At 68.4% G+C, this 25,010-nt stretch carries 23 protein-coding genes and 2 pseudogenes; 17 read left to right on the top strand and 8 right to left on the bottom strand.

Features of this window, described 5'->3' with window-relative positions; genetic code table 11:
- Window positions 1–213: 213 nt before the first annotated feature.
- A complete protein-coding gene (locus AMYTH_RS43695; RefSeq protein WP_051362501.1) occupies window positions 214–747 on the top strand; it encodes an ATP-dependent DNA ligase in 534 nt (177 codons plus the stop codon).
- A gap of 209 nt (window positions 748–956) precedes the next feature.
- Here the strand turns inward: AMYTH_RS43695 and AMYTH_RS0103780 are convergent, their stop codons facing one another.
- Entirely contained in the window at window positions 957–1,955 is a 999-nt protein-coding gene (locus AMYTH_RS0103780; protein ID WP_027929183.1) for an AraC family transcriptional regulator, read from the bottom strand.
- Between the two features lie 186 nt (window positions 1,956–2,141).
- Here AMYTH_RS0103780 and AMYTH_RS0103775 point away from each other — a divergent pair, with 186 nt between their 5' ends.
- From AMYTH_RS0103775 to AMYTH_RS0103765, 3 genes are read left to right on the top strand one after another with little or no spacing between them, the layout of a single operon-like run.
- The gene (locus AMYTH_RS0103775; protein WP_027929182.1) at window positions 2,142–2,993 is read left to right on the top strand and encodes an oxidoreductase; all 852 of its coding nucleotides are present in this window, start codon (window positions 2,142–2,144) and stop codon (window positions 2,991–2,993) included.
- 1 nt (window position 2,994) lies between these two features.
- Window positions 2,995–3,837 (top strand): oxidoreductase, encoded by an 843-nt coding sequence (locus tag AMYTH_RS0103770; RefSeq protein WP_027929181.1) that lies wholly within the window; start codon window positions 2,995–2,997, stop codon window positions 3,835–3,837.
- A gap of 5 nt (window positions 3,838–3,842) precedes the next feature.
- Window positions 3,843–5,264, top strand: coding sequence for an aldehyde dehydrogenase family protein (locus AMYTH_RS0103765; RefSeq protein ID WP_027929180.1), 1,422 nt, complete (start codon window positions 3,843–3,845; stop codon window positions 5,262–5,264).
- A 660-nt stretch (window positions 5,265–5,924) separates the two neighbouring features.
- Here the strand turns inward: AMYTH_RS0103765 and AMYTH_RS48630 are convergent.
- The 4 genes from AMYTH_RS48630 to AMYTH_RS0103740 form a co-directional block, all read right to left on the bottom strand.
- On the bottom strand, window positions 5,925–6,146 hold the full coding sequence (locus AMYTH_RS48630) for a hypothetical protein (RefSeq protein ID WP_157360521.1): 222 nt from the start codon (window positions 6,144–6,146) through the stop codon (window positions 5,925–5,927).
- Window positions 6,147–6,505: 359 nt separating this feature from the next.
- Window positions 6,506–7,486 (bottom strand): hypothetical protein, encoded by a 981-nt coding sequence (locus AMYTH_RS48625; RefSeq protein WP_157360520.1) that lies wholly within the window; start codon window positions 7,484–7,486, stop codon window positions 6,506–6,508.
- Between the two features lie 47 nt (window positions 7,487–7,533).
- Complete coding sequence (locus AMYTH_RS0103745; RefSeq protein ID WP_157360519.1) at window positions 7,534–7,722, bottom strand: hypothetical protein; 189 nt, start codon at window positions 7,720–7,722, stop codon at window positions 7,534–7,536.
- 1,070 nt (window positions 7,723–8,792) lie between these two features.
- The gene (locus tag AMYTH_RS0103740; protein WP_027929177.1) at window positions 8,793–9,275 is read right to left on the bottom strand and encodes a hypothetical protein; all 483 of its coding nucleotides are present in this window, start codon (window positions 9,273–9,275) and stop codon (window positions 8,793–8,795) included.
- Window positions 9,276–10,988: 1,713 nt separating this feature from the next.
- Here AMYTH_RS0103740 and AMYTH_RS0103730 point away from each other — a divergent pair.
- From AMYTH_RS0103730 to AMYTH_RS46855, 13 genes and pseudogenes are all read left to right on the top strand, one after another.
- Window positions 10,989–11,339, top strand: a complete 351-nt coding sequence (locus tag AMYTH_RS0103730) for a hypothetical protein (RefSeq protein WP_157360518.1) — start codon at window positions 10,989–10,991, stop codon at window positions 11,337–11,339.
- Window positions 11,336–11,530 carry an FxLD family lanthipeptide gene (locus AMYTH_RS43690; RefSeq protein WP_037322221.1) on the top strand — a complete coding sequence of 65 codons (195 nt, stop codon included), beginning with the start codon at window positions 11,336–11,338 and terminating at the stop codon, window positions 11,528–11,530. Before AMYTH_RS0103730 ends, AMYTH_RS43690 begins: the two co-directional genes overlap by 4 nt.
- A 221-nt stretch (window positions 11,531–11,751) precedes the next feature.
- Window positions 11,752–13,662: pseudogene (locus AMYTH_RS50125) on the top strand (lantibiotic dehydratase family protein); the annotation flags it as partial.
- A gap of 117 nt (window positions 13,663–13,779) precedes the next feature.
- The gene (locus AMYTH_RS50120; protein WP_228685244.1) at window positions 13,780–14,655 is read left to right on the top strand and encodes a thiopeptide-type bacteriocin biosynthesis protein; all 876 of its coding nucleotides are present in this window, start codon (window positions 13,780–13,782) and stop codon (window positions 14,653–14,655) included.
- Window positions 14,652–15,896, top strand: coding sequence for a lanthionine synthetase C family protein (locus AMYTH_RS43680; RefSeq protein ID WP_063630375.1), 1,245 nt, complete (start codon window positions 14,652–14,654; stop codon window positions 15,894–15,896). Before AMYTH_RS50120 ends, AMYTH_RS43680 begins: the two co-directional genes overlap by 4 nt.
- Complete coding sequence (fxlM, locus tag AMYTH_RS0103710) at window positions 15,893–17,107, top strand: methyltransferase, FxLD system (protein WP_027929174.1); 1,215 nt, start codon at window positions 15,893–15,895, stop codon at window positions 17,105–17,107. Before AMYTH_RS43680 ends, fxlM begins: the two co-directional genes overlap by 4 nt.
- A gap of 220 nt (window positions 17,108–17,327) precedes the next feature.
- Entirely contained in the window at window positions 17,328–18,770 is a 1,443-nt protein-coding gene (locus AMYTH_RS0103705; RefSeq protein ID WP_167344568.1) for an FAD-binding protein, read from the top strand.
- Between the two features lie 273 nt (window positions 18,771–19,043).
- Window positions 19,044–20,249, top strand: a complete 1,206-nt coding sequence (locus AMYTH_RS0103700; RefSeq protein ID WP_167344567.1) for a GGDEF domain-containing protein — start codon at window positions 19,044–19,046, stop codon at window positions 20,247–20,249.
- A gap of 716 nt (window positions 20,250–20,965) precedes the next feature.
- A complete protein-coding gene (locus AMYTH_RS50795; RefSeq protein ID WP_027929171.1) occupies window positions 20,966–21,349 on the top strand; it encodes a DUF6192 family protein in 384 nt (127 codons plus the stop codon).
- Window positions 21,333–21,389: pseudogene (locus AMYTH_RS51155) on the top strand (hypothetical protein); the annotation flags it as partial. The gene AMYTH_RS50795 and the pseudogene AMYTH_RS51155, both read left to right, overlap by 17 nt.
- A gap of 230 nt (window positions 21,390–21,619) precedes the next feature.
- Window positions 21,620–21,793, top strand: a complete 174-nt coding sequence (locus AMYTH_RS51150) for a DUF6192 family protein (RefSeq protein WP_410468312.1) — start codon at window positions 21,620–21,622, stop codon at window positions 21,791–21,793.
- Window positions 21,790–22,248: a hypothetical protein gene (locus AMYTH_RS0103690; protein ID WP_167344566.1), complete on the top strand. Its 459-nt coding sequence runs from the start codon at window positions 21,790–21,792 to the stop codon at window positions 22,246–22,248. Before AMYTH_RS51150 ends, AMYTH_RS0103690 begins: the two co-directional genes overlap by 4 nt.
- Complete coding sequence (locus AMYTH_RS46855; RefSeq protein ID WP_051362497.1) at window positions 22,245–23,015, top strand: hypothetical protein; 771 nt, start codon at window positions 22,245–22,247, stop codon at window positions 23,013–23,015. Before AMYTH_RS0103690 ends, AMYTH_RS46855 begins: the two co-directional genes overlap by 4 nt.
- A 39-nt stretch (window positions 23,016–23,054) precedes the next feature.
- Here the strand turns inward: AMYTH_RS46855 and AMYTH_RS0103680 are convergent, their stop codons facing one another.
- The 3 genes from AMYTH_RS0103680 to AMYTH_RS0103670 are packed head-to-tail and all read right to left on the bottom strand — an operon-like array spanning window position 23,055 to window position 24,898.
- A complete protein-coding gene (locus AMYTH_RS0103680) occupies window positions 23,055–24,068 on the bottom strand; it encodes a ketoacyl-ACP synthase III family protein (RefSeq protein WP_027929169.1) in 1,014 nt (337 codons plus the stop codon).
- 1 nt (window position 24,069) lies between these two features.
- Complete coding sequence (locus AMYTH_RS49430) at window positions 24,070–24,339, bottom strand: hypothetical protein (protein ID WP_027929168.1); 270 nt, start codon at window positions 24,337–24,339, stop codon at window positions 24,070–24,072.
- 58 nt (window positions 24,340–24,397) lie between these two features.
- Window positions 24,398–24,898, bottom strand: coding sequence for a hypothetical protein (locus AMYTH_RS0103670; protein ID WP_157360514.1), 501 nt, complete (start codon window positions 24,896–24,898; stop codon window positions 24,398–24,400).
- Window positions 24,899–25,010 lie beyond the last annotated feature (112 nt).

The raw sequence follows: 25,010 nt of genomic DNA, 5'->3' as shown, positions 1-25,010 counted from the left end.
TATGTTAGTTCTCCGACTAACCCAGCTAGCGTATGTTATTTCTCCGGCTCTCCATCGAAATAGAACGCCGGAAGTTTGCCAGCTAGTCATCTACAAAGGATTCTTTGGAGGAAGTACGCTAGCTAGGGCTCCAGATAGACTTTCGACGAGAATAAGTTCACTAGATCCGGCGCCAAGTCTGCGGAGCCTCGCGTCGCCGCCGATGATGAGCACATGACCCTGCCTGCCCCGGTCGCGCCGATGCTCGCGACAGCCGGCCAGCCTCCCGCCGCCCCTGGTTGGGCGTTCGAGTGGAAGTGGGATGGCGTGCGCGCCGTGGTGGCGGTGGACGCCGGCGGGGTCGTGGCACAGTCCCGCAACCTGCGCGACATCACCAGCTCCTACCCGGAGTTGCGCGTACTGCCTGAGCTGGTCGACCGGCCGCTCCTGCTGGATGGCGAGCTGGTCACGCTCGACGATCAGGGCCGACCGGACTTCGGGCGGCTGCAGTCCCGGATGCACGTCTCCCGGCCGCGGCCCGAGCTGCTGGAGTCCCACCCGGTCGCGTTCTTCGTGTTCGACCTGCTGCACGACAGCGGCCGGGACCTGACCCGCGAGCCGTACGAGGACCGCCGCGAGCAGCTCGCCGAACTCGCCCTCGACGCCCCACCGACGATCCGCGTGCCGGACCACTACCTCGGCGACGAGGTGACCGGACCGGACCTGCTGGAGATCGCGCGGCAGAGCGGCCTGGAGGGGATCTTGTAGCCAGAGTGTGGCGTTGACCGTTGACCGCGACTACGTCAGCCGCTGTCGCCGCCACGACTCGCGGCCGCATGGGCGAGGCGGTCGAGGTCGCGCGGGCGGGGCTGCTCCTGGCGTTCGATGCCACTTACACCACCCGAGCCGAACTGACCGTCGACAGTGGCGCCTCGCAGCTGCAGCTCCGACAACCCGAGTTGCCTCCCGCAGCCCGTTCAGGCTCCGGCGACGGCTGCGGTTCGGAGGGTGTCGGGGGTGGTGCCGGTCCAGGTGCGGAAGGCGCGGTAGAAGGAGTTGGTGTCGTCGTAACCGAGCAGGTAGGCGATTTCGGCGGTGCGCATGGTGCTGTTGCCGAGGTAGTGGCGGGCCAGGCTTTCGCGGGTCGTGGCGAGGATTTCCTGGAAGCTGGTTCCTTCGAGCTGCAGTTGTCGTTGCAGCGTGCGGCTGCTGACGGCGAGATGACGGGTGACCGCGGTCATGGAGCTGCCGCCAGCGGGAAGTGTTTCGTGCAGGGCGGCCCGCACCCGCTCGGCCACACTGGCCGACGCCTGCAGGTCGGACAGGCGTTTGCGGAGTTCCGGGGCGAAGAACCGCCAGAGTTGCTCGTTCTCGGTGAGGAACGGACGGTCCGCGTCGGCCGGCGCGAAGGTGATCGCGTGCGTCAGTCCCTTCTGGACTTTGACGCCGAGGTAGTCGTCGAGGCCGGCGTGCTCGGCAGGGAGCCAGGGATCGGTCACCCGGACCGGACGGATGTGGTGGCGGGTCGCGATCCGCGCGAGGGCGACCCAGAACACCGTCTCGGCGGCGGCCAGCAGGGGCGGCGGGGGCGTGTCCGGCGGCCACCGGAAGCTGATCGTCAACCCTTCGTCGCCGCTGGCGAGCTGCAGGTGCAGAGGCCCGATGAGGGGCTTGTAGGTGGCGATGCGCTGGGCCGCGGTCTGCAGGTCAGGGCTGCACAGGGCGGCGAAGATCGGCGGGGTGAACATCTCGACCGAGATCGACCGGCCGATCGCGACCGCCAGGTCCGGATCACCGCTCTCGGCGTCGAGTGCCTCCCACAGCCGGAAGTACTCCTCCGGTGGGAGGTCGACCGGGCCGCGGCCGAACAGGTCGGCCGGCAGCTGGGCGCGCCGGAGCACCCGGGTGGGTGACACGCCGAGGTCCTTCAGCAGCGCCTTGATGCTGGGATCCAGGGTGAATCGTCCAGTGTTCACGTCGTGAGGGTAGAGGCCGGGGGCCGGCCTGTCACTGACAGATGGCGCCGTTCCTCTCGCCAAGTGCGCCAGCCAAAAGTGGCGTCATACGCAAGTGAGTTGGCGCGCCACGCTAGTGCCAGGCCACGGATCCACTTCTAACGTCGACGTCGGAAGGACACCACGTTCACCGGAAGGATTACCACCATGGCCACCAAGGTCGCACTCGTCACCGGAGCTTCGTCGGGGATCGGCGAGGCCACCGCGCTCAAGCTGCGCGAGGCCGGCTACACCGTCTACGGCGCGGCACGGCGCGTGCAGCGCATGCAGCACCTGACCAAGCAGGGGATCCGGCTGCTGGCCATGGACGTCACCGACGACACCTCCATGCGGGAGGGTGTCGAGAAGATCATCGCCGACACCGGCCGGCTCGACGTCCTGGTCAACAACGCCGGCTACGGCTCCTACGGCGCCGTCGAGGACGTTCCGCTGTCCGAGGCCAGGGAGCAGTTCGAGGTCAACGTGTTCGGCGCGGCGCGGCTGACCCAGCTGGTCCTGCCGCACATGCGGGCGCAGCGTTCGGGGACGATCGTCAACATCACCTCGATGGGCGGCCGGATCTACACCTCGCTGGGGGCCTGGTACCACGCCACGAAGTTCGCGCTGGAAGCGCTCAGCGACTGCCTGCGGATGGAGCTCAAGCCCTTCGGGATCGACGTCGTGGTGATCGAACCGGGCGGGGTCAAGTCCGAATGGGGCGGCATCGCCGCGCGCAAGGTCCGCGAGGTCTCCGGCACCGGTCCGTACGCGCCGCAGGGTAACGCCGTGGCCGACTCGCTCAGCTCGGAGGCCAACGAGCGCCGTCTGTCGTCGCCGGACTTGATCGCCAAGACCATCGTCAAGTCCGTCCGGGCCCGTCGGCCCAAGACCCGCTACGCCGTCGGCTTCGGCGCCAAGCCCATGATCTTCCTGCACAACACGCTGCCCAACCGCACCTTCGACGCGTTCATGCGCCGCGCCACCGGCGTGCCCGCCAGCTACGAGCCCGCCGGCAACTGACGTGACGGTCGTGAAGACCGCGCTGGTCACCGGCGCGTCGTCCGGTATCGGCGAAGCGGTCGCCACCAAGCTGCACACCCTCGGCTACACCGTCTACGGCGCCGCCAGGCGCACAGAACGACTGTCCGATGTGGCCGGTATCCGCCCGTTGCCGATGGATGTCACCGACGACGCCTCGATGCGAGCCGGGGTGGAGAAGATCGTCGCCGACACCGGCCGGATCGACGTGCTGGTCAACAACGCCGGCTACGGCTCCTACGGCGCCGTCGAGGACGTACCGATGGACGAGGCCCGCCACCAGATGGAGGTCAACGTCTTCGGCGCCGCCCGCCTCACCCAGCTGGTCCTGCCGCACATGCGTAGCCGGCGCACGGGGACGATCGTGAACGTCACCTCCATGGGAGGCCGGTTCCACTCGCCGCTGGGTGCCTGGTACCACAGCAGCAAGTTCGCCCTCGAAGCACTCAGCGACTGCCTGCGCATGGAACTCAAGCCCTTCGGGATCGACGTGGTCGTCATCGAGCCCGGCAACATCCGCTCCGACGGCAGCAGCGTCACCGCCGAGACGCTGCGAGCGGCCTCAGGCGAAGGCCCGTACGCGGCCTGGGCCGGCGCCGTGCTGAACGCGCTGACCTCGCAGGCGAACGCGCGGCGCGAGTCGCCGCCGTCGGTCGTGGCGGACGCGGTCGGGCAGGCCGTCACCGCTCGCCGGCCCAAGACCCGCTACGCGGCCGGGTTCGGAGCCCGTCTTCTCATCGCCGCGCGCGGCGTGCTCTCCGACCGCGTCTTCGACCATCTGATGGCCCGCGCCATCGGAGTCCCCAGCAACTCAGGAAAGAAGTGATCATCATGCGTGACGTTCTCCGGCACTACATCGACGGCGCGTGGACCGAACCGCTCGGCGACGGGACCGCACCGATCACCAACCCGGCGACGGGAGAGACCAGCGGCGTGCTCGCCCTGGGCACCTCGGCCGACGTTGACCGCGCGGCCGCGGCCGCGCGGCGCGCCTTCGCCACCTACTCGCAAACGAGCGTCACCGAGCGCGCCGACCTGCTCGCCGCGATCGCGGCCGAGTACGAACGCCGCGCGGAGGACATGGCGCTCGCGGTGACCGCCGACATCGGCACCCCACTGGCCATCGCGCGGATCACCGCTCAGGCCGGCGTCGGCCAGTTCCGTGAACTGGCCGAGGCCCTCCCGGCCTACCCGTTCGAGGAACACCGCGGCCGGTCCACGGTCCGCAAGGAGCCGATCGGCGTGTGCGCGCTGATCCCGCCGTGGAACTACCCCGCCCTGCAGATGACCGAGAAGGTCGCCCCCGCGCTCGCCGCGGGCTGCACGATGATCCTCAAACCCGCCGAGATCGCCCCCTACAGCGCGCAGGTGTTCGCCGAGATCATCGAGGCGGCGGGCGTGCCGCAGGGCGTGTTCAACATGGTCCTCGGGAAGGGCTCGGTCATCGGCGCCGCGCTGAGCAAGCACCCCGAGGTCGACCTGGTCTCCTTCACCGGATCCACCTCGGTCGGTGTGCAGGTGCAGAAGGACGCGGCGGACACCGTCAAGCGCGTCACCCAGGAACTCGGCGGCAAGTCCGCCCACATCATCCTGCCCGACGCGGACCTCACCTCCGCCGTCGCCACCGCCGTCACCGGGGTGATGACCAACTCGGGCCAGACCTGCGCGGCCCCCACCCGGACCCTGATCCCCCGCGCCCGCCGGGACGAGATCGTCTCGATGATCCGCACCGCCGTGGACGCGGTCACCGTTGGCGATCCCCTGACGCCGGTCGCGATGGGGCCGGTGGCCTCCGAACAGCAGTGGCACACCGTGCAGCGCTACATCCAGGCCGGCCTCGACGAAGGAGCCACCCTGGTCACCGGCGGCCTCGGGCAACCGGAAGGGGCCAAGGGCGGCTGGTTCGCCCGCCCGACCGTGTTCGCCGATGTCACCAACGACATGACCATCGCCCGGGAAGAAATCTTCGGACCGGTGATGACCCTGATCAGCTACGACACCGTCGAAGAAGCGGTCGCCATCGCCAACGACAGCCCCTACGGGCTCGCCGCCTACGTCGACGGCGGCGACCCGGCCCAGGTACGTGACGTGGCCGCCCGCCTGCGCGCCGGCCAGGTCGCACTCAACGGCGCACCCCTAGACCAGTCGGCACCCTTCGGCGGCTACAAGCAGTCCGGCAACGGCCGGGTCTGGGGCATCGCCGGCCTGGACGAGTGCCTGGAGATCAAAGCCGTGGTCGGATCAGCGAGCTGAACGCGCGGTCGGGATTGCGCCACTTACCTGAGAACCACCAGAGAGGACGGAGCTTCGCCGTGAGCGACAGCATCGGAAAGCTGAGCGACCAGGCCGCCGTACGCCGACTGCAGGAGAAGCGGTCACCGCTCGGGCGATTGGTTGCCACGTCGAGCACATGCCGCACCAGACGTAGGGTGGGAGCCTTGATGGTGCGGCGTCGACCTGATCAACGTCGGCAAACCGTCGAACATGGGCACAAGCGAGTACGAACTGCACCATCGGATCGATCCTTCCGCAACTTGGCCAGCTCAGCGAAATGGGCGCTCTTGAGTGTGGAGCGGCCTGAGTAAATCGGGTACCAGTACGAAGAGGACAAGCTTGTGCTAACTCTGTGCTGATGTTGTGCCGTTCCTGTCAAGACGACAATGAATCTCATCAAAACGCAGTCCGAGCGAGCAGGGTGTGCACGTCAGGGGTGTCGAGCCCGCCGTCGGCCGGGCCTCCTTCTTTCGTCCGCTTCACCGGCGCACGGCGCGCCCTGCGCCAAACTGGCGACGCTCACTGCGCACAACCTGCTGGGCGAGCTCACCCGCGAACGAACAACCGCAACCCTCTCGGTCGCGCCTCCCTAGTGGTTCTGCATGCAGCCCGACTCCGATTTGGGCGTTCGGTGATCGATCAGTACGTCATCCCGTTTTGCTGAAACAGCAGGAGATTTTTCCCCGCGGTTCGGCGTTTTTTTGAAGTGGACTTGGCCCCCAGCCACGCGGCAGCAGCGGCAGTCACCGCAGTCAGCAGCATGAACACGAACACAGCGAAGATGGCGTCTACCAGGCCTGCGGCAACCTGAAGACCGGCTGAGCAAGCGGCGAACGTGGAAGCGAGCACCAGACGGCTCACAGACCCTCGATTCGCCATAGCGCTAAGGTACTACCCACCGGAGGTACGACCGGTCAGCCGCTGCGGCTCGTCACGGCCCGGTCGAACTGCTGCCCGACGGCGAGGGACGCCTGCCAGACACGCCTGGGCACGATCCCTCCTACCGGGCTCGATCGCCGAGAAAGATCGCTTGTCGAACGCAGGACGGACCCTCTCCGATCGTCTGATCAGATCCGGACGAGGTTCTGGTAGATGGAGAGCAGGAGGCGAATCGGTTCAGGATTCTTGGTCGTGTAGCTGGCGGCCCGCCACTCCTGCACAGGACGAGGGGCTCGCTGCAGTGATCGAGCGAGCCCCTCGTCGCGCAGGTGCGGTGGTAATCAGGACGGTGTGGGTGTTCGAGCTTCGCGCTCCCGCCGCAGCTGATTTCGGAACCAGCTGATCGTCCAGCCAGCGCCAAGACCCACGATCGCTGTGCCCACGCCGAGCACAACTGCCCCAGTCAGGGCCATCGGCGGCTTTCCGGCCGAGAGGGCAGCGACCGTGAAACCGATCGCGGCAACCAAGACCCCGAAGAGCACGGTGAATTGGCGCGTCGAGAGGTCGAGCAGGCTCCGCCGCCGCTTGGAGCGGTCCAGACGGGCGAGCAGCACTTCGCGCACGGTGCACTCACCTGTCGTGAGTGGTGCCCGGGCTGGGGACGCTGGTGAGTCAAGGACTGGCAGCTGGGCGACCAGTGGTGCTTCCGCCGCCGGAAGCATCGTTGTCGATTCAGGTCCAGAGCACCGTTCATGAAGGCGAACCCACAGCACCATAACCTCACGCGCTTGAGCCGGATCCAGGCGACAGGCGCTGAGGAAAGCGGCGACCTGTTCCGACTTCGTCGGAAGCACGCCACGGCCGACTTCCACGAGCTTGTATGCCTGCGAGCGAGGAATCAAGTTGTCCGAGCGGATTGCCACCTGCCCGGCCGACAAACCGGCGAGTTTCATGATCCTGCGGAGCAGCGCCGCAAACTCTGACGCGTTGCTGGCCTGCAGCTCATCAGGCAGCAACCGGTGTCCCCGCGGTCGGCCTCGCGCGGGCGTCACGGTGCCGGCCACATCGGCCTGTCCCGCCACCCGCGAGTTGTGACAGAGGGGGTCTCCGGTCAGAACGCGATCCAGCGTCATCTCGGGAGCCTCCGCTGATACCGGCCGATCCTGGCAAGCCCTGCGCAGGACAAGTTGGATCAGCACCTGCTCGATCGCTACCTGCGAGTTCGCACCCGGCCTTCTCAGCAACTGTTCCAGCTCTTCGGGAAGGTCGCCTTCCAGCAGGCCGAGTTCGCGAGCTAGCCCCGAGACGATCCACTTCCTCACGGTCAGGGCGGTGACCGGGCGCGGCGTTGCCGACTGGGTTGACGCCATTACGCGGGAGCTCCGGGCGCCAGAAGCGCGGTAGCCAGCCGCCGCATCACGCTCAGCAGGGCATCGCTACGCGCGCGGTGCGCAGTGCCGGCCAGGATCAGCGCCGCACCGACCAGGCCGATCGACATGGCCGGGGTCAGGCCGCGGGCGAGAAGCCACCCGGTGAAGCTGAACACCAGCACGATCACGATGATGTGGCTACCACTGAACCGGCGCGGCTTCGGCTCGTCGTCCCCGGCCACACTGGCGCACGGCGAATTCACTCTGGGCAAGGCCAGGCCCCTCTCTCTGGAGTAGAGGTCAGGCCGCCCGGGCAGCGTGCCCCGGACGGCATTACGTGTTTGCTGCAGTTCGAGACTCCGGCGCCTCACGTGCGCGCAGGCGGCTACCTGGCTGCGCACGCGCCCCCGGCACGCACGTGATGCCGGGGAACGCATCTATGTTGACACGGGGGACCGACAGTCCCTAACCAATGCGGACGCCGCGTCGAAATTCGGGTCTCGCCGACCATCCAATGGCACCGAGTGCCACGTCCAAAACTGTCCACTGGACCCCTTTTCGGGCAAAGTCACCACCGGGTGAAAGCCCCTGGATACGAGGTCGAGCCGGTCGTTTTCCCTGCTAGACCCGCTGTCTAATGCGTCTCAACGTCTGTACGGAAACCCGTACAGGCCCTATCCTGAGCTCTAACGCCAGCGTCGGGCACACCGACAGCCTGGCGTCACCCCTGGGCACGCTGTTTGCTGCAGTTCGAGGTTCCGGGGCAGCCGACGAGATCCGCCCCGGCTAGGGCGCCTCGTCACAACTGAGGCCCCGGAGGGTGCGCCCTCCGGGGCCTCTGCCTGCCACGACCCCTTTTCGCTGTGGCCCGTGATCCTCTCGTCGTAATGCACGTGCATTTGCACGTGCATTAGAGATCGTAACTGGAAGTCCCTTCGGTGTCCTTAGATCCCGCATGGATCAGCGCCAGGTGGCCGGCCCTTGTCGCCAAGCGGTTGATCAGTGATCAGCCCGGCCGAACGCGCGATTGAATTACCTGGCGAAGGGGTGCCGGTGGGAGTCGGGTGAGGCGCCCGCGACCTGTCGCCGTCCCCCCGCCCGAAGGGTGCACGCCGCAACTTGGCGCAGCAGTCCGAGAATGGATCTCGGTCTCCTATCACCTTCTGCGTGCGGGAACGACGGGCACGGGGCAGGCCGCTGCTCGCGAGCTTCTACTCCCCGACCAATCACCCGGCGCAGGCAAACCGCAGAAATCACGCTATTCTCGGCGAGCGCCTGCCGGCCAGACCACGGTGACGGGCAGGCCGCGATCGCGTGCGGCGTCGACGACGTCGGCTGTGCCGCCGTGGCCTCCGGAGGGGCCGCCGTCCCAGACGGCGATCACGGTGTCGACGTTGTCGAGCAGGTGCTCGCTGGCTGCCATGTACGCCTCGCGATTCGACGTGTCGAAGGGCATGGTGTGCACGGTCTTGGCCTGACCGAGCAGTTCGTCGAACTCTGCGGCGTTGTCCGGCTTGACTTTGCGCTCCCGGTAGTCGGACGCGGGCAGGACCACCTCGACTGCGCCACCGAGTTCGAGCACGACGCGGGCGAAGACCTGGTCGGCACCGCGGCCGAGGCAGGTGACACCGATCAGCTCGTCACGGTCGTGGCCGGCGAGCGCGGCGCGGATGCCCTCTGCGACCGCAGGCACGGACTCGGCGGTCAGGTTCGAATGCCCGGTGATCCCGATTCGCGGCAACGGCGTTGGCCTTCCTGTGGTCAGTCTGCGGGGGTGAGCGCGTTGATGGCTTCGATGGCATCACGCACCGCGGGCACCTTAGCGAAAGGGGTCGCTTCGCCGCGGAAGTCCTGCAGCTTCACGCCAACCCGTCCGGTGGCCCAGGGACCGGCTAACGGCACTGCCTGCACGATCAGGTCGGCCGCGTGGTCAGGCTCGCGGCTGATGAGGTGGGCGCGCGCGAGGCCGATCAGGTCGAATGCGCGATTGCGGAGCCGGCTGGGATGGCGCAGCTCCAGCGCGCGCGTGATGTAGGTCTGGGCGGTTCGGGCATGCTTGGGGTCGTAGCGTGCGAGATCGCGGTAGCGGGCGCCAATCACGCCGGCGAGTTCGGCCTGGTCGAGGCTGCGGGCGGTGGGCGTGCGTGCGTCCTCGTCGCGGGAACCTTCGCTGTGGAAGTCCTCGGCGAGGCCGACGGCCCGGTCGAAGGCCCTGTCGTCACCCTGCTGGGCATAAGCCCATGCCTCCCGCGTAGCGAGTACGGCCCGGAGGCGCGGAGTGGCCGTGCGGCGGGTGCCGTACTGCGCGAGCTGCACGATTTCGAGTCCATCGCGGGGACGTTTCAGGTCGAAGCACTGCCGCGCGAGCGAGGCCAGCTCGACGGCTGCCAGCGCGTCGTCGCCGCCGGCGTGAGCCAGCTGGGCGGCGAGCACGAAGTACTGCTGGGCGCCGCCATGTTCGCTTGCGTCCCACGCCATCGTGGCGGCGATGTCAGCGAGCTCCGCTCCGATCCGGAACGCTCGCGCTGTATCGGGCGTGCCTTGAGGCGCGGCTCTGAGTCGATGAACATGGCTATTGAGCTGCGCGACCACTGCTGAACGCGCTAGGACACCCGGAGCCGAGCGCCAGGATCGGAGCGAGGCGACGAGACGTTCTGCTGCCTCCAGCTCGGGTGGGGTGAACGCGGCCCCGTGCCCTGCGCCGACGGCCGTCGCTGGCCAGAGGAACGGCTGCAGCTCGACGGCGAGGGCAAGGCCGGTGAGCAGCGCGGTTCGGCGTGTCGACGGCGTCAGGTCATCGCTGGTGATGGCTGCGGCCTGGTCGAGTACGGCGTCGGCGTCCCAGCAGGGAGCGCTGGGCTGTGGCGGTGCCGCATCAGGGCCGGGCGGCTCGGTAGTCCTTCGACGGGGAGGGCGAAAGCCGAGTGCGGCGTCGTCACTGACGCCGAGCACATGGCGGAGNCCGGATCGGTAGGCGGGGTTCGGCCAGCGGGCGACACCCCGCTCCAGCTTCGCGAGGTAATGCGCGTCGAGATCATGCCGCCGTCCAGTGGTCTCCCACAACCACCGGTTGACCTGTTCAGCGACCTCGGCACGGGTTGCGTGCTCGCCGGGCGCGGTCGACGAGGGCAGCCTTTCGCGCGCGGCGCGTAGCAGGCGATTGGGCTCGGTCACCGTGTCCCCTCCAGGTCACGCGCAGTGTAACGAGGCGACAGCGCCACGTCACGGCAAGCGGGTGTGGGTCTGCCCCGACATTCCCCTGCATTCCCCGAGCTGCCCGGTTGTCTGGCGTCCCGGATCGCTGGAAAAGGTCTCAAGCTAGGTGTCGAGGTCGGCTGGCTGGGGACGAAGCCGACGTCGAGGACCAGAACTGGGGTACAGGATGGACAGGCCGCTGGGGACGACTGGAGGGCCGGCCCCGCAGGAGCCGGCTGCCGTCGGCGAAGCACTGTTGGTGGCTGCTGTCGTGGCACGGGCCGAGCAGGCGGGTTTCCACTTCGAGGCCGTTGACAGCAGCGGCATGGTTCGTGCGCGCGTTCGCCGCGGCCGGTTCGTCGATCACCTTCATCTCTGGCGTGACGCGGACGGGATGAGCTACGCGAGCGCGGTCCGTCTCGCCCGCGACAGCCAGCCGCCGCCCGACGACGACGAGGTTCTGGGATGGCGATCGGACTTGGGCCGCGCCCAGGACGTGATCGATCGGGTTCTGAGCTGGCCAGCGAACGAGGACCCACCCAACGTCCGGACGGAAGTCCCGTTTGGAGCACCACCCGCACTGTCGGGTCAGGAGAGGAGAAACGCATGACCACTGTGGTCGATCCCGGGTTCGTCGACGGAGTGCGCCGCGCCGCGCAGTCCGTCGAGGACGCCTTCGCGCTCGACGTGCGGATCATCACCGACATTCCGGCGGGTCACCCGCTGGCGGGCTGCAAGGGCAACACGGACGACGGCTGCGACCCGACCTGCGCGTCCGCCTGCGTCAGCCACGGCGCTTGAGTTGGGTTCCGCCGGGACCGAGGTACGTACCCGGTCCCGGCGCCGTCTCCTATCGCTCACTCGACGGACCGGAGGACTGAGTGCGTGCCAGCGACAAACGACCGCTCTACCGACACGTCAACGTCGCGTTGCTCCGCGCCGCCGTCGCGCCGCTTCCGGACACCTCGGTCCGGTGGCCCGACCTCACCGACATCGGCGGTTGCCGTCGATGGCTGGAGGAGATGTGGTCGCGGCCCGATCTCGCCGGCGCGATGCGTGAAGCCAGCCCCGCCCTTGGCGACCACGTCGATGCCATCCGCGAAGGACACGTCGTGAGCGACAGGCGGACCCGCAGCGCCACTCTGTCGACCATGCGGTACCTGCTGCGCAGCATCGGCCGCCCCACCCCGTTCGGCCTGTTCGCCGGCGTGGCTCCACTGACGTTGGGCCGGACAGCGCAGACGACCTGGGGCGGAAACCACCATGGGGTGGCCCGCGCCAACACTGGGTGGCTGGCCGACATCATCAACCGACTTGAACGACGCCCCGAACTGCTCGAATGACTCCACGTGGTGGTCACCGACCTCGCCGTCCGCCGCGGCCAGCGACTCGAGATCCCGCAAGGGCCGAACCGACTCATCATCGGCTACACCCGCGCAGTCGCGGCCGTGACCCACCTCGCGGCCACCCCTGTCCGGTTCAGTGCGCTGATCGACACGCTGACTGAGGAGTTCACCGCGGACCGGTCGAGGGTCCGGGACATGGTCACCGAACTCGTGCGGCAGGGATACCTGCTGACCGCCCTGCGCGCTCCGTTCACCGTCACCGATCCGTTCGCCTATTTGATGGAACGCCTGCGCGAGGCCGGTGCCGAGGACTTGCCCGCTCTCTCGTCCCTGGTGCGTCACCTCGACGCCATTCTGGACGAGTTGCGCCGCCACAACGAGAAGGAGACCACTCCGGCCGAGCAGGGCCGTCTCCGCGTCAGGCTCACACGCCGGATGAGGCAACTCTCGCCGGAGGGACGCACCCCGTTGGCGGTGGACCTGCGGCTGGACTGCGCGGTCGCGCTGCCTCACCAGGTCGCCCGGGAGATGGAACAGGCCGCCAGCGCGCTGCTGCGCCTGACCCGCCACCCGACCGGCGAGGCCACCTGGCGCGACTACCACACGGCCTTCGTCGACAAGTACGGCACGGGCACGCTCGTGCCGCTGGCCGAGGTCCTCGATCCGGACGCCGGCTTGGGCTACCCCGCCGGCTACCGCGGACGCGTGCGCCCCACCCCGGCGCCGGTGAACTCCGAGCGCGACGAGCGGCTGCTCGCGCTGGCGTGGAAGGCGATGCTGGATGGCACTCGGGAAATCGTGCTCACTGACGACGTCATCGAGGAGCTGACCGGCGACACGTTCGACGAACGCTTCATCCCGCCCCACGTGGAGTTGGCCGCCCACGTCCATGCCCCCACCGCACAAGCGCTGGAGCGCGGCGAGTTCCTGCTCACCGTCGCGCCCGCCCGCTCCGCCGGCACCCTCACCAGCAGGTTCACCCCAACCGCCACCGGCTCTGGCCTGGAGCAGGCGTACCGGGCACTGCCCGCCGCAACCGAGGGGGCGCTGCGGGTGCAGATGTCGTTCGGAGCGCTCTACCCGCATGCGGAAAACGTCTGCCGCGTGCCGGCCTACCTCGACCACCTTCTTCCGCTGGGCGAGCACCGACCGTCCGGCGACGACAGCCTGCTCACGATCGACGACCTGGCCATCACCGCGACCGGCGACCGTCTCCACCTGGTCAGCCTCTCGCGCCGCCAGGTCGTGGAGCCGCAGGTGTTCCACGCACTCGCGTTGGACAAGCAACCCCCGCCGCTGGCGCGGTTTCTCGCACAGCTGCCGCGAGCGTTTTCCGCCGCCTGGTACCAATTCGACTGGGGACCGCACGCCAGCCTGCCGTTCCTGCCCCAGGTCCGCTACCACCGCACCGTGCTGTCCCCGGCCCAATGGCGGCTGACTTCCGCCGAGCTTCCGGGCGGGAGGACCGCTCCTGATCAATGGCGCCCCGTGCTCGACGGGTGGCGACGCCACTGGGGGTGCCCTGACGAGGTCGAACTCCGCGATGCTGATCGCACCCTCCGGCTCACGCTCGACGAGCCCGCGCACGCCACCCTCCTGCACGCCCACATCAAGCGGCACGGCCAAGCGATCCTTCACGCAGCTAGCCCAGCAGCCGAGTATGGGTGGCTCGACGGCCACGCCCACGAGATCGCGCTCCCCCTGGTGACGACCCGGCCCCCGGCACCCGACCCGCTCGACGGTGCTCTGCCCGCTGTGACCAACACACTCGGGCAACTGCCTGGCGCTCCGGGCTCCAGGTGGATCTCGGCGAAACTGTTCACCCACCCCGAGCGGATCGATGAACTCATCACCGACGAGCTCCCCGACCTCCTGAGCACTCTCGACGCACCCCTGTGCTGGTGGCTGCGCTATCGCAGTCTCCAGGAGACAGACCACCTCCGCCTCCGGCTCGAAGCGACGCCAGGCCACTACTCTCAGTACACGCAAGTGATCGGGGAGTGGACACAGCGGATGCGGCAAGCGGGTCTGGTCGAGCGCCTGGTGATCGACACCTACTACCCCGAGGTCGGCCGGTACGGCGCTGGCGAGGCACTGGACGCCGCGGAGAACGTCTTCGCCGCCGACTCCGCCACCGCGGCCGCCCTGTTGCGCTACCTGCCCACGGCGACGCCGAAACTCGCGCTGGTTCCGGTGAACATGGCGGGAATCCTCACGGGCTTCTTCGGCGACACCGGCGCGGCGATGGAGTGGCTGGCCACCCGGCCGGCCCCTGCTGCTCCCGCCCTCGACCGAGCGGTGTCCGAACACGCGATCCGGCTCGCCACGGACCCGTCCGCGCTCCGCAAGCTGCTCGGCTGGCACACCGACATCGAGCGGGCATGGGACAACCGCACCGCCGCGCTGACCGACTACCGCAAGGCGCTGCCACCGGAGACGAACACCGACGTGGTGCTGGAATCGCTGCTGCACATGCACCACAACCGGCTGATCGGCATCGACCGGGACAGCGAACGCAGCTGCCGTCGCCTGACCCGGCACGCCGCCCTCACCTGGCAACATCGCGGCGGCGCCGGATGACCTCCACCGTCCCGCACACCGCCTCGCCCGAGCACGCTCCTGCGCCCGGATGGCGTCAGTCCCTGGGCAACGGAGCGGCCGGGCAAGCGCTGCTGCACATCGCTCGTGCGCACGCCGGAACCGGAAACTGGGCCACCGCTCACCACTGGGTCACGACCATGACCGCCGACCCCGTGGCCGCCGACCCACAAGCCTGCCTGTATCGCGGCGCCCCGGCCGTCGCGTTCGTGCTGCGCACCGCGGGCCTGCCCGCCTACCGCGGCGTGCTGCGAGTACTCGACGAGCACCTCGCGGCGATGACCCGGGCTCGATTGGAGCGGGCGCATGCGCGACTCGACCGCGGAGAACTGCCCGCGCTGCGCGAATACGACTTGATCAACGGCCTGACTGGGCTCGGGGTGTGCCTGCTGCAGTCCGTCCACGTCGATCCGAACCACCGCGCCGGCGACCTACTGCGCGACGTGCTGACCTACCTGGTCCAGCTGACCGGCCCGATCACGCTGGACGGGGCCATCCTGCCCGGCTGGTGGTCTCCCACCGGACCGTCGGGGCGCCCCGACCGGCGGTGGCCCGGCGGCCACGCCAATCTGGGCATGGCGCACGGCATCGCCGGCCCCCTGGCGCTGCTGTCCGCCACGATGATCAGAGGCATCACCGTGGCCGGCCAGCCGGAGGCCATCGAACGCACCGATCGGTTCCTCCGCTCCTGGCGCTGCGGCCCGAAGACCAGGCCGTGGTGGCCCGGCCTGCTCTCCAGCCGCGAATGGCGCAACACGGCCGTTGCCCAACCCGGTCCGCAACGACCGTCATGGTGCTACGGCACCCCCGGCCTGACTCACGCCCGCCACCTGGCCGCCCAGGCACTGGACGCCCCGACCAGGTTGGCCGAGACCGAGGCTGCGCTCGTCGCCTGCTTTACCGACGCAGGGCAGCTCGATCAGCTCACCGACGCCTCGCTCTGCCACGGCTGGGCAGGGCTGGTCCACACCGCCCGCCGCACGCTCGCCCGCGCCGAACCCGGCAGCCACGCCGCCGAGGCCCTCGCCCAGCTCGAACATCACTGGCAACACCGCCGCACCCGGGCCGCGCGGGAACTGTCGGAGCGCAGCGGAATGCTGGAGGGCAAGACCGGCATCGCGCTCACCGACCTCGCGCCGGACGCCGGGTGGGATCTCTGCCTGCTCACCCCAGCCGTCAGCTCGCACGACTCGATCCCCAGCACACCGAGAGGAACTCGATGACCAACGCCACCAGCACCCGCCCCGAAGACCTGCGCGAGCAGATGATCAACCACATCCGCGCAGCCGGCCACCTGCGCTCCGAGCGCATCGAGCAAGCCCTACGCGCCGTCCCGCGACACCGCTTCGTGCCCGCCGCCTCGATCGAGGAGGCCTACGCGAACAAGGCCATCACCATCAAACCCGGCCCAGACCGGCCGGCCAGCTGCATCTCCGTGCCGACTGTCGTGGCGATGATGCTCGGCCAGCTCAACCCGCAGCCCGGCGATCACGTCCTGGAAATCGGCGCCGGAACCGGATACAACGCTGCCCTCCTGGCCGAACTCGTCGGTGACACCGGCAGCGTCACCACGATCGACATCCACCCCGACGTCACCGAGCACGCCCGCCACGCCCTGGCAGAGACGGGCTACCACCGAGTGCGAGTAATCACCGGCGATGGTGCTCATGGCGCGGCAGTCCACGCGCCCTACGACAAGATCATCGTCACCGTCGGGCCATGGGACCTGCCACCGGCCTGGTTCAACCAGCTCGCCCACGGCGGCACGCTGGTGGTCCCGATGCACTGGCGCGGCCAGGCCCGCAGCATCGCCTTCACCCGCCACGACACCCACCTGCGCGCAACCAACAGCCAACTCTGCGGATTCATCCCCATGATCGGCATCGTGCCGACCGGCGAGCACACCGGCCAGATCACCGAGGACGTCGCGCTGCACTGGGACGCCGACCAGGACATCGACCCGGCGGCCATGCACGAGGTGTTCACCGGCCCCAAAACGACCGTGTGGTCCGGCACCTCGGTGGCCGCCAACGAGCCGTTCGACCACATCTGGCTCTGGCTGACCGCGACCGAACCAGGCACGTGCCGACTCGACGCCGAAGACACAGCCATCGAGACCGGCCTCTGCAACCCCGCCTTCTCCTACCGCACCCCCACGATCGCCGAGTGCGACTCTCTGGCCTACCTCGCCAAGCCACGCCCCATCGAAGCACCCGGCCCCGCCGGCGAGCGCCGCTTCGAGCTCGGCGCCACCGGCCACGGACCCGCCGCAGCTCAGCTCGCCGAGCGACTGGTCGAGCAAATTCACCGATTCGACCGCGACCGCACCGCCCAACCCGTCATCGCTGCATACCCCGCTGAGACGTCCCCCAAGGATCTGCCTTCGGGCCTGCTCATCGACAAAAACCACGTCCGCATGGTCCTGACGTCCTGACCTCGAGGCACCTTCGGGACGAGGCGATGCTGAAAATGCACTCGTCGCGGCCACATCAGCCATAACTACGGAGGTACAGACCCCGTACACCGGCCTGCGGGACCCCGTACGGGGCCCCCGGCGAAGCATTGTGGTCGTCCCCGATGTGCCGACGGCCGTGTCCCCGCCAGGGTGAGAACCGCCTGGGACCAGCGGAAACGCGACTCACACTGGAGGGACCGTGACATCGGTAGCCGGACTCGGTTGGGACCCCGTCACCCGGACCTGGACGACCGCCAGCACCGCGGGCGTGACGAAGGTGCCACCCCTCGACGGCCAGCTCATTGTCGACGTGCCCCCGGCGTTCACCGATGCCTCTCGTGACATGGGACGAATGGTGCACCGCACGCCGGGTGCCGTGCTCAAGCCCGGGAGCGTTCAGGACGTCGGGCGCATGGTCGCGCTGTGCCGCGAGCACCGCATCCCGGTGGCAGCTCAAGGCGCCGGTCACACCACCCACGGCCAGCGCCTGGTCGGTGAGAGCGGTCTGGCAATCGACATGCGCACCCTCGACGGCGTCGAGCCGGTCCGCCGCAACCGGGTGGTCTGCGAGGCCGGCGCACTGTGGTCGGACGTCGTGATCACCCTTGCCGAGCAGGGTTTCCGCTTCCGGGGTGGCCTGACCGGCTACCTGAACCTCTCCGTCGGCGGGACCTTGAGCGTCGGCGGCATCTCCCCCAACTACCAGTGCGGGGCGCAGGTCGACGCCGTCGAGCGCATCCAGGTCGTCACCGGGCAGGGCCACACCCTCTGGGCCTCAGCTGCCGAGAACCGGGACGTGTTCGCCGGCGCGCTCGCCGGTCTCGGACAAGTCGGCGTCATCACCCAGGCCGAACTCGCCCTCGCCCCACTCCCCCGGCGAGTTCACACCTGGTCGGTGCCGTACTCGACCGCGGCGGACGCGTTCCAGGCGATGCGGACCGTCATGGCCCACAACGTCCTCGACGAGGTCTACTGCACCGTCCGCCCTCCCGAACACGACGCGCAGCCGACCTTCTTGGTGCAACTCGCGTACTACGAGGTAGAGACCACCCCGCCGCGGAACATCGTCGACACCCTCCCCACCCCGATCGAGCCCGAGCACTACGAGACCAAGACCTACCTAGACCACGTCACCCTCGACACCGCCGTGATCGACGGCTGGCCGGTCTGGGAAAACCGGATCAAACCGTGGTTCGACGTCTTCCTGCCCGACTCGTCGGTGGAGCCCTACGTCGAGAACACCATCAAAGCGATGACCGCCGCCGACTGGTCGCAGCCCCACGGACAGGGATTCGTCCTCCTGTTCCCCCACCGAGCCGACCGCTTCCGGCGCGAAAGACTCCGCGTGCCCAGACAGCGGTCCGACGAGTTCGTGTGGCTCTTCGACGTCCTCAACAGCGGATCGACCATGCCGAGCGTTGAAGAAGTGGAGCAAATGCTCACCCGCAACGCGCAATGGCTTGATGCCGCGCGCGAGGCAGGCGGCACGCTCTATCCCATCGGCAGTCAGCAGCCGACGAACGAGCTGTGGCAGCGGCACTACGGGCCGGACTGGCAAGACGTCCTCAACACGAAGGCACGCCTGGATCCCGCCGGGATCCTCACACCAGGGGTAGGAATCGGCATCCACGCGACGACGTAACCGTCGTCTCGCGTGCGCCGGCCCGGTTGGGAGGCCGAGCCGGCGCCCGCACATCACCGAGGGGGACAAATGGAGTGGAGTCACAAGTTCATCGCGGAAAGCGGACCGCCCTGCCTGGTTCGGCGCACCGTTCCAGCAGGCGTCGCAGCGACGCCCACCGACCTGGACCTGCCGAGCAGAGGGCAAGTGGTGAACGCCCTTCGACGCGCCGCGGGGGCAGCGCGTCGTTGCAAGACCTGGTTTCGAGCCCGAGTCACCGCAGCAATGTCTGTCGTGGCCCATGCCGTCGTCACAGCCGAGGCAGCGCGGGAAGCGGTCCTCGACGTTCCCCTGATCTGCTCGTCGACGGTCGCCACCGGCGCGATCCTGTCGGCCTGCGCCGTTACTCACGCGTGCTGCACACGTTCGCGCGCCCAACGTCGCGCCGATGACCGGAACGAGCAGCCCGTCGACCAGAGCGCGATCTGGCTCATCACCGCAGCCGCGGCGCTTCCCCTCGTCTGGGCTCTCGGCTTGCTGCTCATCCTGCGGTTGGTCCGCCGACACGAGCACGGCGCACATCCCCGCCGATTCATGCTCGCGACCTCGACGACCGTCGCATCCGTGCTCGCAGCCCACGGGGTCGCGACCGCGACGCCGCTTCGCGACTGGCTCACCCACGGCTCAGCGTGGCCGGAGACGACGCTGGGTCGCTTTCACCTCGTGGCTCTACTGATCGCTCTCGGCGTCGCCTACTTCGCCGTGCAGGCATTGTTGAGGTGCTCAGCCACCCCACGAAACACCGACAGGCTGATCGCGGCACACGGCATGACTGTGGTCACCGTGCTCATCGGACTGGCCGCCACGACTGCGACGGCCGTGTCTCCGCTGATCACGCCGACCTTCATCCCCATCGCCCTTCACATGACGCGCCTGGACCAAATGAACCGAGTCCTGGGGAACGACGCGATACACGATCCGCTGATGGGCCTGCTCAACCGGCGGGGATTCCTGCCACTCGCCCAGGAGGTCCTGAAGCGTGACACCGCGGCCAATCGCCCGACGACAGTCCTGTTCGCCGACCTCGACAACTTCAAGAGCTGGAACGACGACCTCGGCGAGCTCGGTGGCGACGAGATACTCAAGGCCGTAGCGGCAACGCTGGAAGGCGAGAGCCGGGTCGAAGACCTCTTGTGTCGCTGGGGCGGCGAGGAGTTCGTGGCGGTTCTGCCCGGCACGAACCTCGAGCAGGGCACCGAAGTCGCTGAACGCATCCGGCTCGCAGTGGAGCGCCTCGACACCCTCGTTCGGCTTCCCGGAAGCACCGAACACCTCCGCATCGGCCGCGACACTCGCCCTTGCACCATCTCCATCGGAGTCGCCACCAGCCCGGCACACGGCGTCTGCCTCGACGAGCTCGTCGACACGGCCATCCGCGCGAAGAAGTCAGCGAAGGCCGGCGGACGCAACCGCGTCGTGCGTGCGAGGGACGGCGCTTGACCTGCTTCACGGCCATCGGCGAACACCTGCTAGCCCGTCGCCGGCCGGCCGACGGCTGATGTCCGGACAAACACGCGGCGCACGTCGGAAGGTGTGCTGCGGTGGGCGCCACTTCATCGCCGGCTCGGCGGGATGAAGCGTTGTGGGTGCACGCCACGCAGAGACCGCCGAGACGAGCGAGTCCTGTAAAGACGACATCGATCGTGCGTCTCGCGGTGGTCTCGGACGAGGCCCGCCCGCCCGAGACCACCGCCGAGCAGCGGATGTGGGCCTACTACGTGACCGAGCGGGTGAAGAGCCGCACCCCGACCGGCGCGAAACTGGACCGGATCACGGACACGAGCAACTATGGCCGCTGGGTTCTCCGGTGGTGGCGAATGGTGGGCCGGACACCTGACGCGTGCCGGTCAATCGCCGGTAAGCGCTTCAATTCCGCAGGTGGCGCTCCGTCGAGGTGTTGTCGTCGGGTGCGCGTGAGCGCAGACTGGTATGTCTCGCGCGCCAAGGTGGCGAGCGTGGAAGTAGATCAAGGTAACGCTCAATCTAGTGATCGGCGAGCGGGTGCTGCGGCACCCATGGCTCGCGCTGTGCAGTGCAAATTCGCGGACGGCGTGGCACCCCTGTTGAGCTGGCCCAACAGGAGGTAGGAGCTGACGCGCCCGGAGAGGTTCACGGCACGGCAGTGGGACCGATGGGTCAAACGTGGCCGGGCTTTGGTGCGGACGAAGTGCAGTGTTCAGTTCGAGCTGGGTGACATCACCCTGGACATGATCCCGAAGCAGCGCAACGACTTCGAGAACCACGGCGTCGAGTCGGTGCTACGCGCGTTTGCCGAGGCGATCGGAGTGAGCGGCAGCACGCTCAAGAGCTACCGGCACGTGGCGATCGCGTGGCCGGCGGATAAGCGCAACCCGGATGTGAGTTTTAGGATCCACGACATCCTATCGGCACATCCCAGCCGGTACCACAAGATCGACAAGCCGCCGGTGGACCCGGTGAGCGGGGAGCGTCGCTGGACGGTGAACGAGGCGCTGCGTGCGGCTGGCCGCACCCCAGCAACACCCGGTCACATCGCAGGAGCGAGTGGACCGCGTGCGTGATCTGGTGCGCGATGACCAGGACGCGGCGCTCACGGTCAAAGACATCCTGCGCCGGCCAGCTGTGGTCCGGCAGGTTCTCGACGACCCGTCCGCACGGCACATCCTGCGTCAGGCCGACAAGCCGCGCTACTACACCGAGGAGGACGACCAGGACGAGGCGCTGGAGTCGCCACTCGCACACATCGAGCCGGCACCTGCGCCGCCGCCTCGACGCGCGGCACAGCTGCGCTATTCCCAAGCCCCGCGGGAAGTACTGGAGCTGCTGGGCGCGTGCACCACGTTCTACACCCAGATGCAGCGCATGATCCCCACGTTGCATGTCAGACTCTCCTGGAGAGCATCGAGCGGGTACGCGCGGCGGCGAGCTGGGCCGAGACCGAAATCAACACCGGTGACACCTCGATGGACGAGGCGCTGGCGAAAATGCTCGGAGGCGAGTCATGAACAGCCGACCCGACCCATTGCCCGTGTCCGAGGCGGCCAACCGCGTGTGGTCGGCCGTCGAAGCCGCCGGCGACCCCGGTATCCGGGGTGCCGACATTCGTGACACGCAGCATTTGACTCGAAGCCAGTTCGAGAACGGCAAAGCGCACGTGCGTGACCACCGCTGCGCGGACGAGGGCAAGTGCTTCGTCTACGACGGCGACGTGTACGCGGTGACTCGCGACCCCGGCCGGAGCGCGCAGTCGATGGCGTTGAAAATGCGACCCATCGACAGGCAACTCGCCCGGTTGCACAAGTCGGCGTGCGCACCCATCGCCGACGACGGTGTCAGCGACGCCGCGTTCCGGTACATCAAACGGCAACTGGAAGCGATGATCGACAACCTGACAATTATGCGCGACTCGGGATACTCGATCCACTCGAAGCGCATCCGGGAGGCTGCCCAAGCCCGATGACAACGCGACCCCGCAACCGGCCCGGCTGCGGGGTCGTCCCGGTTACCGCTGACCTGGGCCAGCCCAGCGACCCGAAGGCGCTCGTTGGAGCCCTGGAGCACAACCAGCGGCTCATCCCGTGGCAGCTGTTCAGCCTCGGTGGCAGCTACGACTTCGACAACGTCACTGTGAAGGACGCCGTCGAATGCATGCGCATCCGCGGCCCCTTCGCGCACAAAATCCACGAGCTACCGGACGGAGCGCAGATCACCCTCATGCCCGAACCCACGAACGCGCAGGCCGGCGACCGCCTCGCCTACGCCGAACTCGACGTGTTCGCCGACTACAACTACTTCCTGGTCCAGGACGAGAGCCTGCGGCCCGGCCTCTCCGACGAATTCACCGACGCACTGATCGACGACCTGGTCGCCACCGAGAACGGCCTGCTCGGTGTCGGCACCGCACGCCGGGTCACCGTGCCAGTCGTCCTCGAAGTCCTCGCGCACGAGCCCGTCGACGAGCTCGACGAATGGGACCACATCACTGAAGGCGGACTGACCGCGCCGACCGGGCGGCTGCTCGCATCCTCCATGGACTACAGCTTCCACCTCCCCCGCACCACCGTGCCGGCCGGGGACTACGCCGCCCGGATCTACTACCGCGGCTTCCGCACCATCTCCTCGGACGGCCTGCACGGTGACGACCTCTACAGGGTCGTGCTGTGGCCTGCGGCCCCCCGAGCAGCACGTGTGGTCAAGCGGTTCGACGGTGAGCTGCCAGGAGGGTGAGCGCGACGTTCCCAGTGCCCGCGAGCCCGGCGGCATGGATCACCAGCGGGTCACGGTGACGATCGCCGCGGTCCAGGTCATGCCGACACCCGCGCCGACCAGCAGCACGTGGTCGCCGGGAAGGATGGCGCCAGAGACCGTGAGGTAGTGGAACGCCACCAGCTGGTCGGCAGCGCCGAGGTGTCCGAGGTCGAGACCGAGTTGCACGGTCGACCGGTCCTCGGTGACGCCGAGCGGCTGCAGGATCTGGTCGTGAGCCAGCTGTCGTCCGTAGTGCGGCCCGCAGACGAACGAGATGTCGCCGAGATCGAGGTGCGCGTCCGCCAGCGCCCGCTTCACGACGTCAGTGACACCAGCCGAGTTGCGTGCCTGCACCACTGCGCGGGAGTTCGAGGACAGCCACTGCTGCTTGCGCAGACCGACCTCGATGTGTCCCGATGGGTGCGCGGCGAAGGGCTCGTGCCCGCGGTGCAGTCCCTCCAAGCTCGCATCGGTCCAGGACGCCGTCGCGTCGAGCTTGGCGAACCCGGGCTGGCGGCTGAGCACCACCGCACCCGCGCCGTCTCCGTAGACGATGCCGCGATCAGTGGACCAGCGGGGGAAACGTGCGCCGCCGAAGCGGTCTGCCGCTGCCACGAGAATCGCGTCGTCCTTGCCGGAGGTGATCCGGTCAGCGGCGAGTTCGAGGCCGGCGACGGCGCTGTTGCTCATGGCGCCAACGGTGAGCGCCATGCCCGGACCGGCCGGCAGTCCGAGCTGGTCTCGCAGGTAACAAGCCGGGTTCCAGAATTCGAAGCCCTGGTGGTGCACGTGACCATAGAGGATGCTGTCCGGCCTTGTCGCCAGGTCACGAAGCGCCTCTCGGCCGGCGTGAACCGCCATGAGGGGCGCCGGCATGGCATCCGGTGGTTCGTCGACCACCGCTGCCGCACGCTGCTGCGATCGGCGCGCTTCGGCTAGCGAGTACTCGCCCCGGCCGATCGCGCTCTGCACCGGCTCCGGCTCACCGAGGAAGGTGCCTATTCCGCTGAAGTAGATGTGGTCGTAGCGCATGTCAGCTCCGTGCACCCAAGGCTGGCACCGCCGCTGGGCTGCTCGCCGGCGTTGCGAGCCGGAATTCGAGCAGCTGGTCGTCGACGCTGTACTCGCTGCGCACCTCGAAGCCGGCCTGCGCGAGCCGCACATGGACCGCACTCGCTTCGGCGACGGGCAGGTGCACGATCCCGGCAAAGCAGGGTTGTTCGGAACTTCCCCGCTGATGCATCGCGAGGTGAGCCCAGCCGCTCCACCGGTCCCACACCAGAATCAAGTCCTCTTGGCGCATTTCCGCAGTCGGTGCGACACCAACTCGCGTCATCCTCTCCCCCTCATCGTCCTCGTGCTCAGAACACCCGCTCGTCCACGCGGAAGCTCCCGTCCGGAGCGCGGATCACCACCAGCGTTGCGACGGCGTGCTCGGTCCTCGTACTCCCGCCGCGCGCACATCCCGTTCGGACAGTCGCGGACACCAGAACGTTGACGGCGTTGACCGTGCTCGGAGCCTCCGGCGGTACTACCGCGGCAACGTCGGTGACCGCGCTGTGGCAGCGATCCTCGACGAACTCCGGCCAGTCCGTCCCGGTCGTTCCGTCGCGCAGCTGAGCGTCGCGTGCATGTTGGGCATCCGTGACGTACGGACGCACGCGGTCCACCCACGCGGCCTCAGATGTGTCCCGCCAGTGACGGGTCCGGTAGTGGATCATCCACTGCCGAGCCGCCTCCGTCGGCGATGCTGCCGGTACATCCGCAGCTTCCCTGGACGCCGTAGTCGGGGTCACGCTCACGCCCGGCTGGGCAGTGGGCGACGAACAGCCCGACACGAGGAGCAGCAGCATCGCGATCACGCCACCACCGCGCCAGATGAACACAGCGGATGTAGTCCTCACGGGCTCCTCCCCTCCCGCGACGGAGCATAGGAACGAGCCTCGCCCCGGCAAAACCAGCTGACAAATCGGC

Source organism: Amycolatopsis thermoflava N1165, assembly GCF_000473265.1.
GTDB lineage: Bacteria > Actinomycetota > Actinomycetes > Mycobacteriales > Pseudonocardiaceae > Amycolatopsis_E > Amycolatopsis_E thermoflava.
The sequence above is the reverse complement of the archived record's forward strand: the minus strand, read 5'-3'. Positions and strand labels throughout refer to the sequence as shown.

Coding starts and splice junctions, on each gene's coding strand:
- AMYTH_RS43695 (WP_051362501.1), top strand. CDS start 214: ATGACCCTGCCTGCCCCGGTCGCGCCGATGCTCGCGACAGCCGGCCAG.
- AMYTH_RS0103775 (WP_027929182.1), top strand. CDS start 2,142: ATGGCCACCAAGGTCGCACTCGTCACCGGAGCTTCGTCGGGGATCGGC.
- AMYTH_RS0103765 (WP_027929180.1), top strand. CDS start 3,843: ATGCGTGACGTTCTCCGGCACTACATCGACGGCGCGTGGACCGAACCG.
- AMYTH_RS43690 (WP_037322221.1), top strand. CDS start 11,336: ATGACCACTGTGGTCGATCCCGGGTTCGTCGACGGAGTGCGCCGCGCC.
- AMYTH_RS43680 (WP_063630375.1), top strand. CDS start 14,652: ATGACCTCCACCGTCCCGCACACCGCCTCGCCCGAGCACGCTCCTGCG.
- fxlM (WP_027929174.1), top strand. CDS start 15,893: ATGACCAACGCCACCAGCACCCGCCCCGAAGACCTGCGCGAGCAGATG.
- AMYTH_RS0103690 (WP_167344566.1), top strand. CDS start 21,790: ATGAACAGCCGACCCGACCCATTGCCCGTGTCCGAGGCGGCCAACCGC.
- AMYTH_RS46855 (WP_051362497.1), top strand. CDS start 22,245: ATGACAACGCGACCCCGCAACCGGCCCGGCTGCGGGGTCGTCCCGGTT.
- AMYTH_RS0103680 (WP_027929169.1), bottom strand. CDS start 24,068: ATGCGCTACGACCACATCTACTTCAGCGGAATAGGCACCTTCCTCGGT.
- AMYTH_RS49430 (WP_027929168.1), bottom strand. CDS start 24,339: ATGCGCCAAGAGGACTTGATTCTGGTGTGGGACCGGTGGAGCGGCTGG.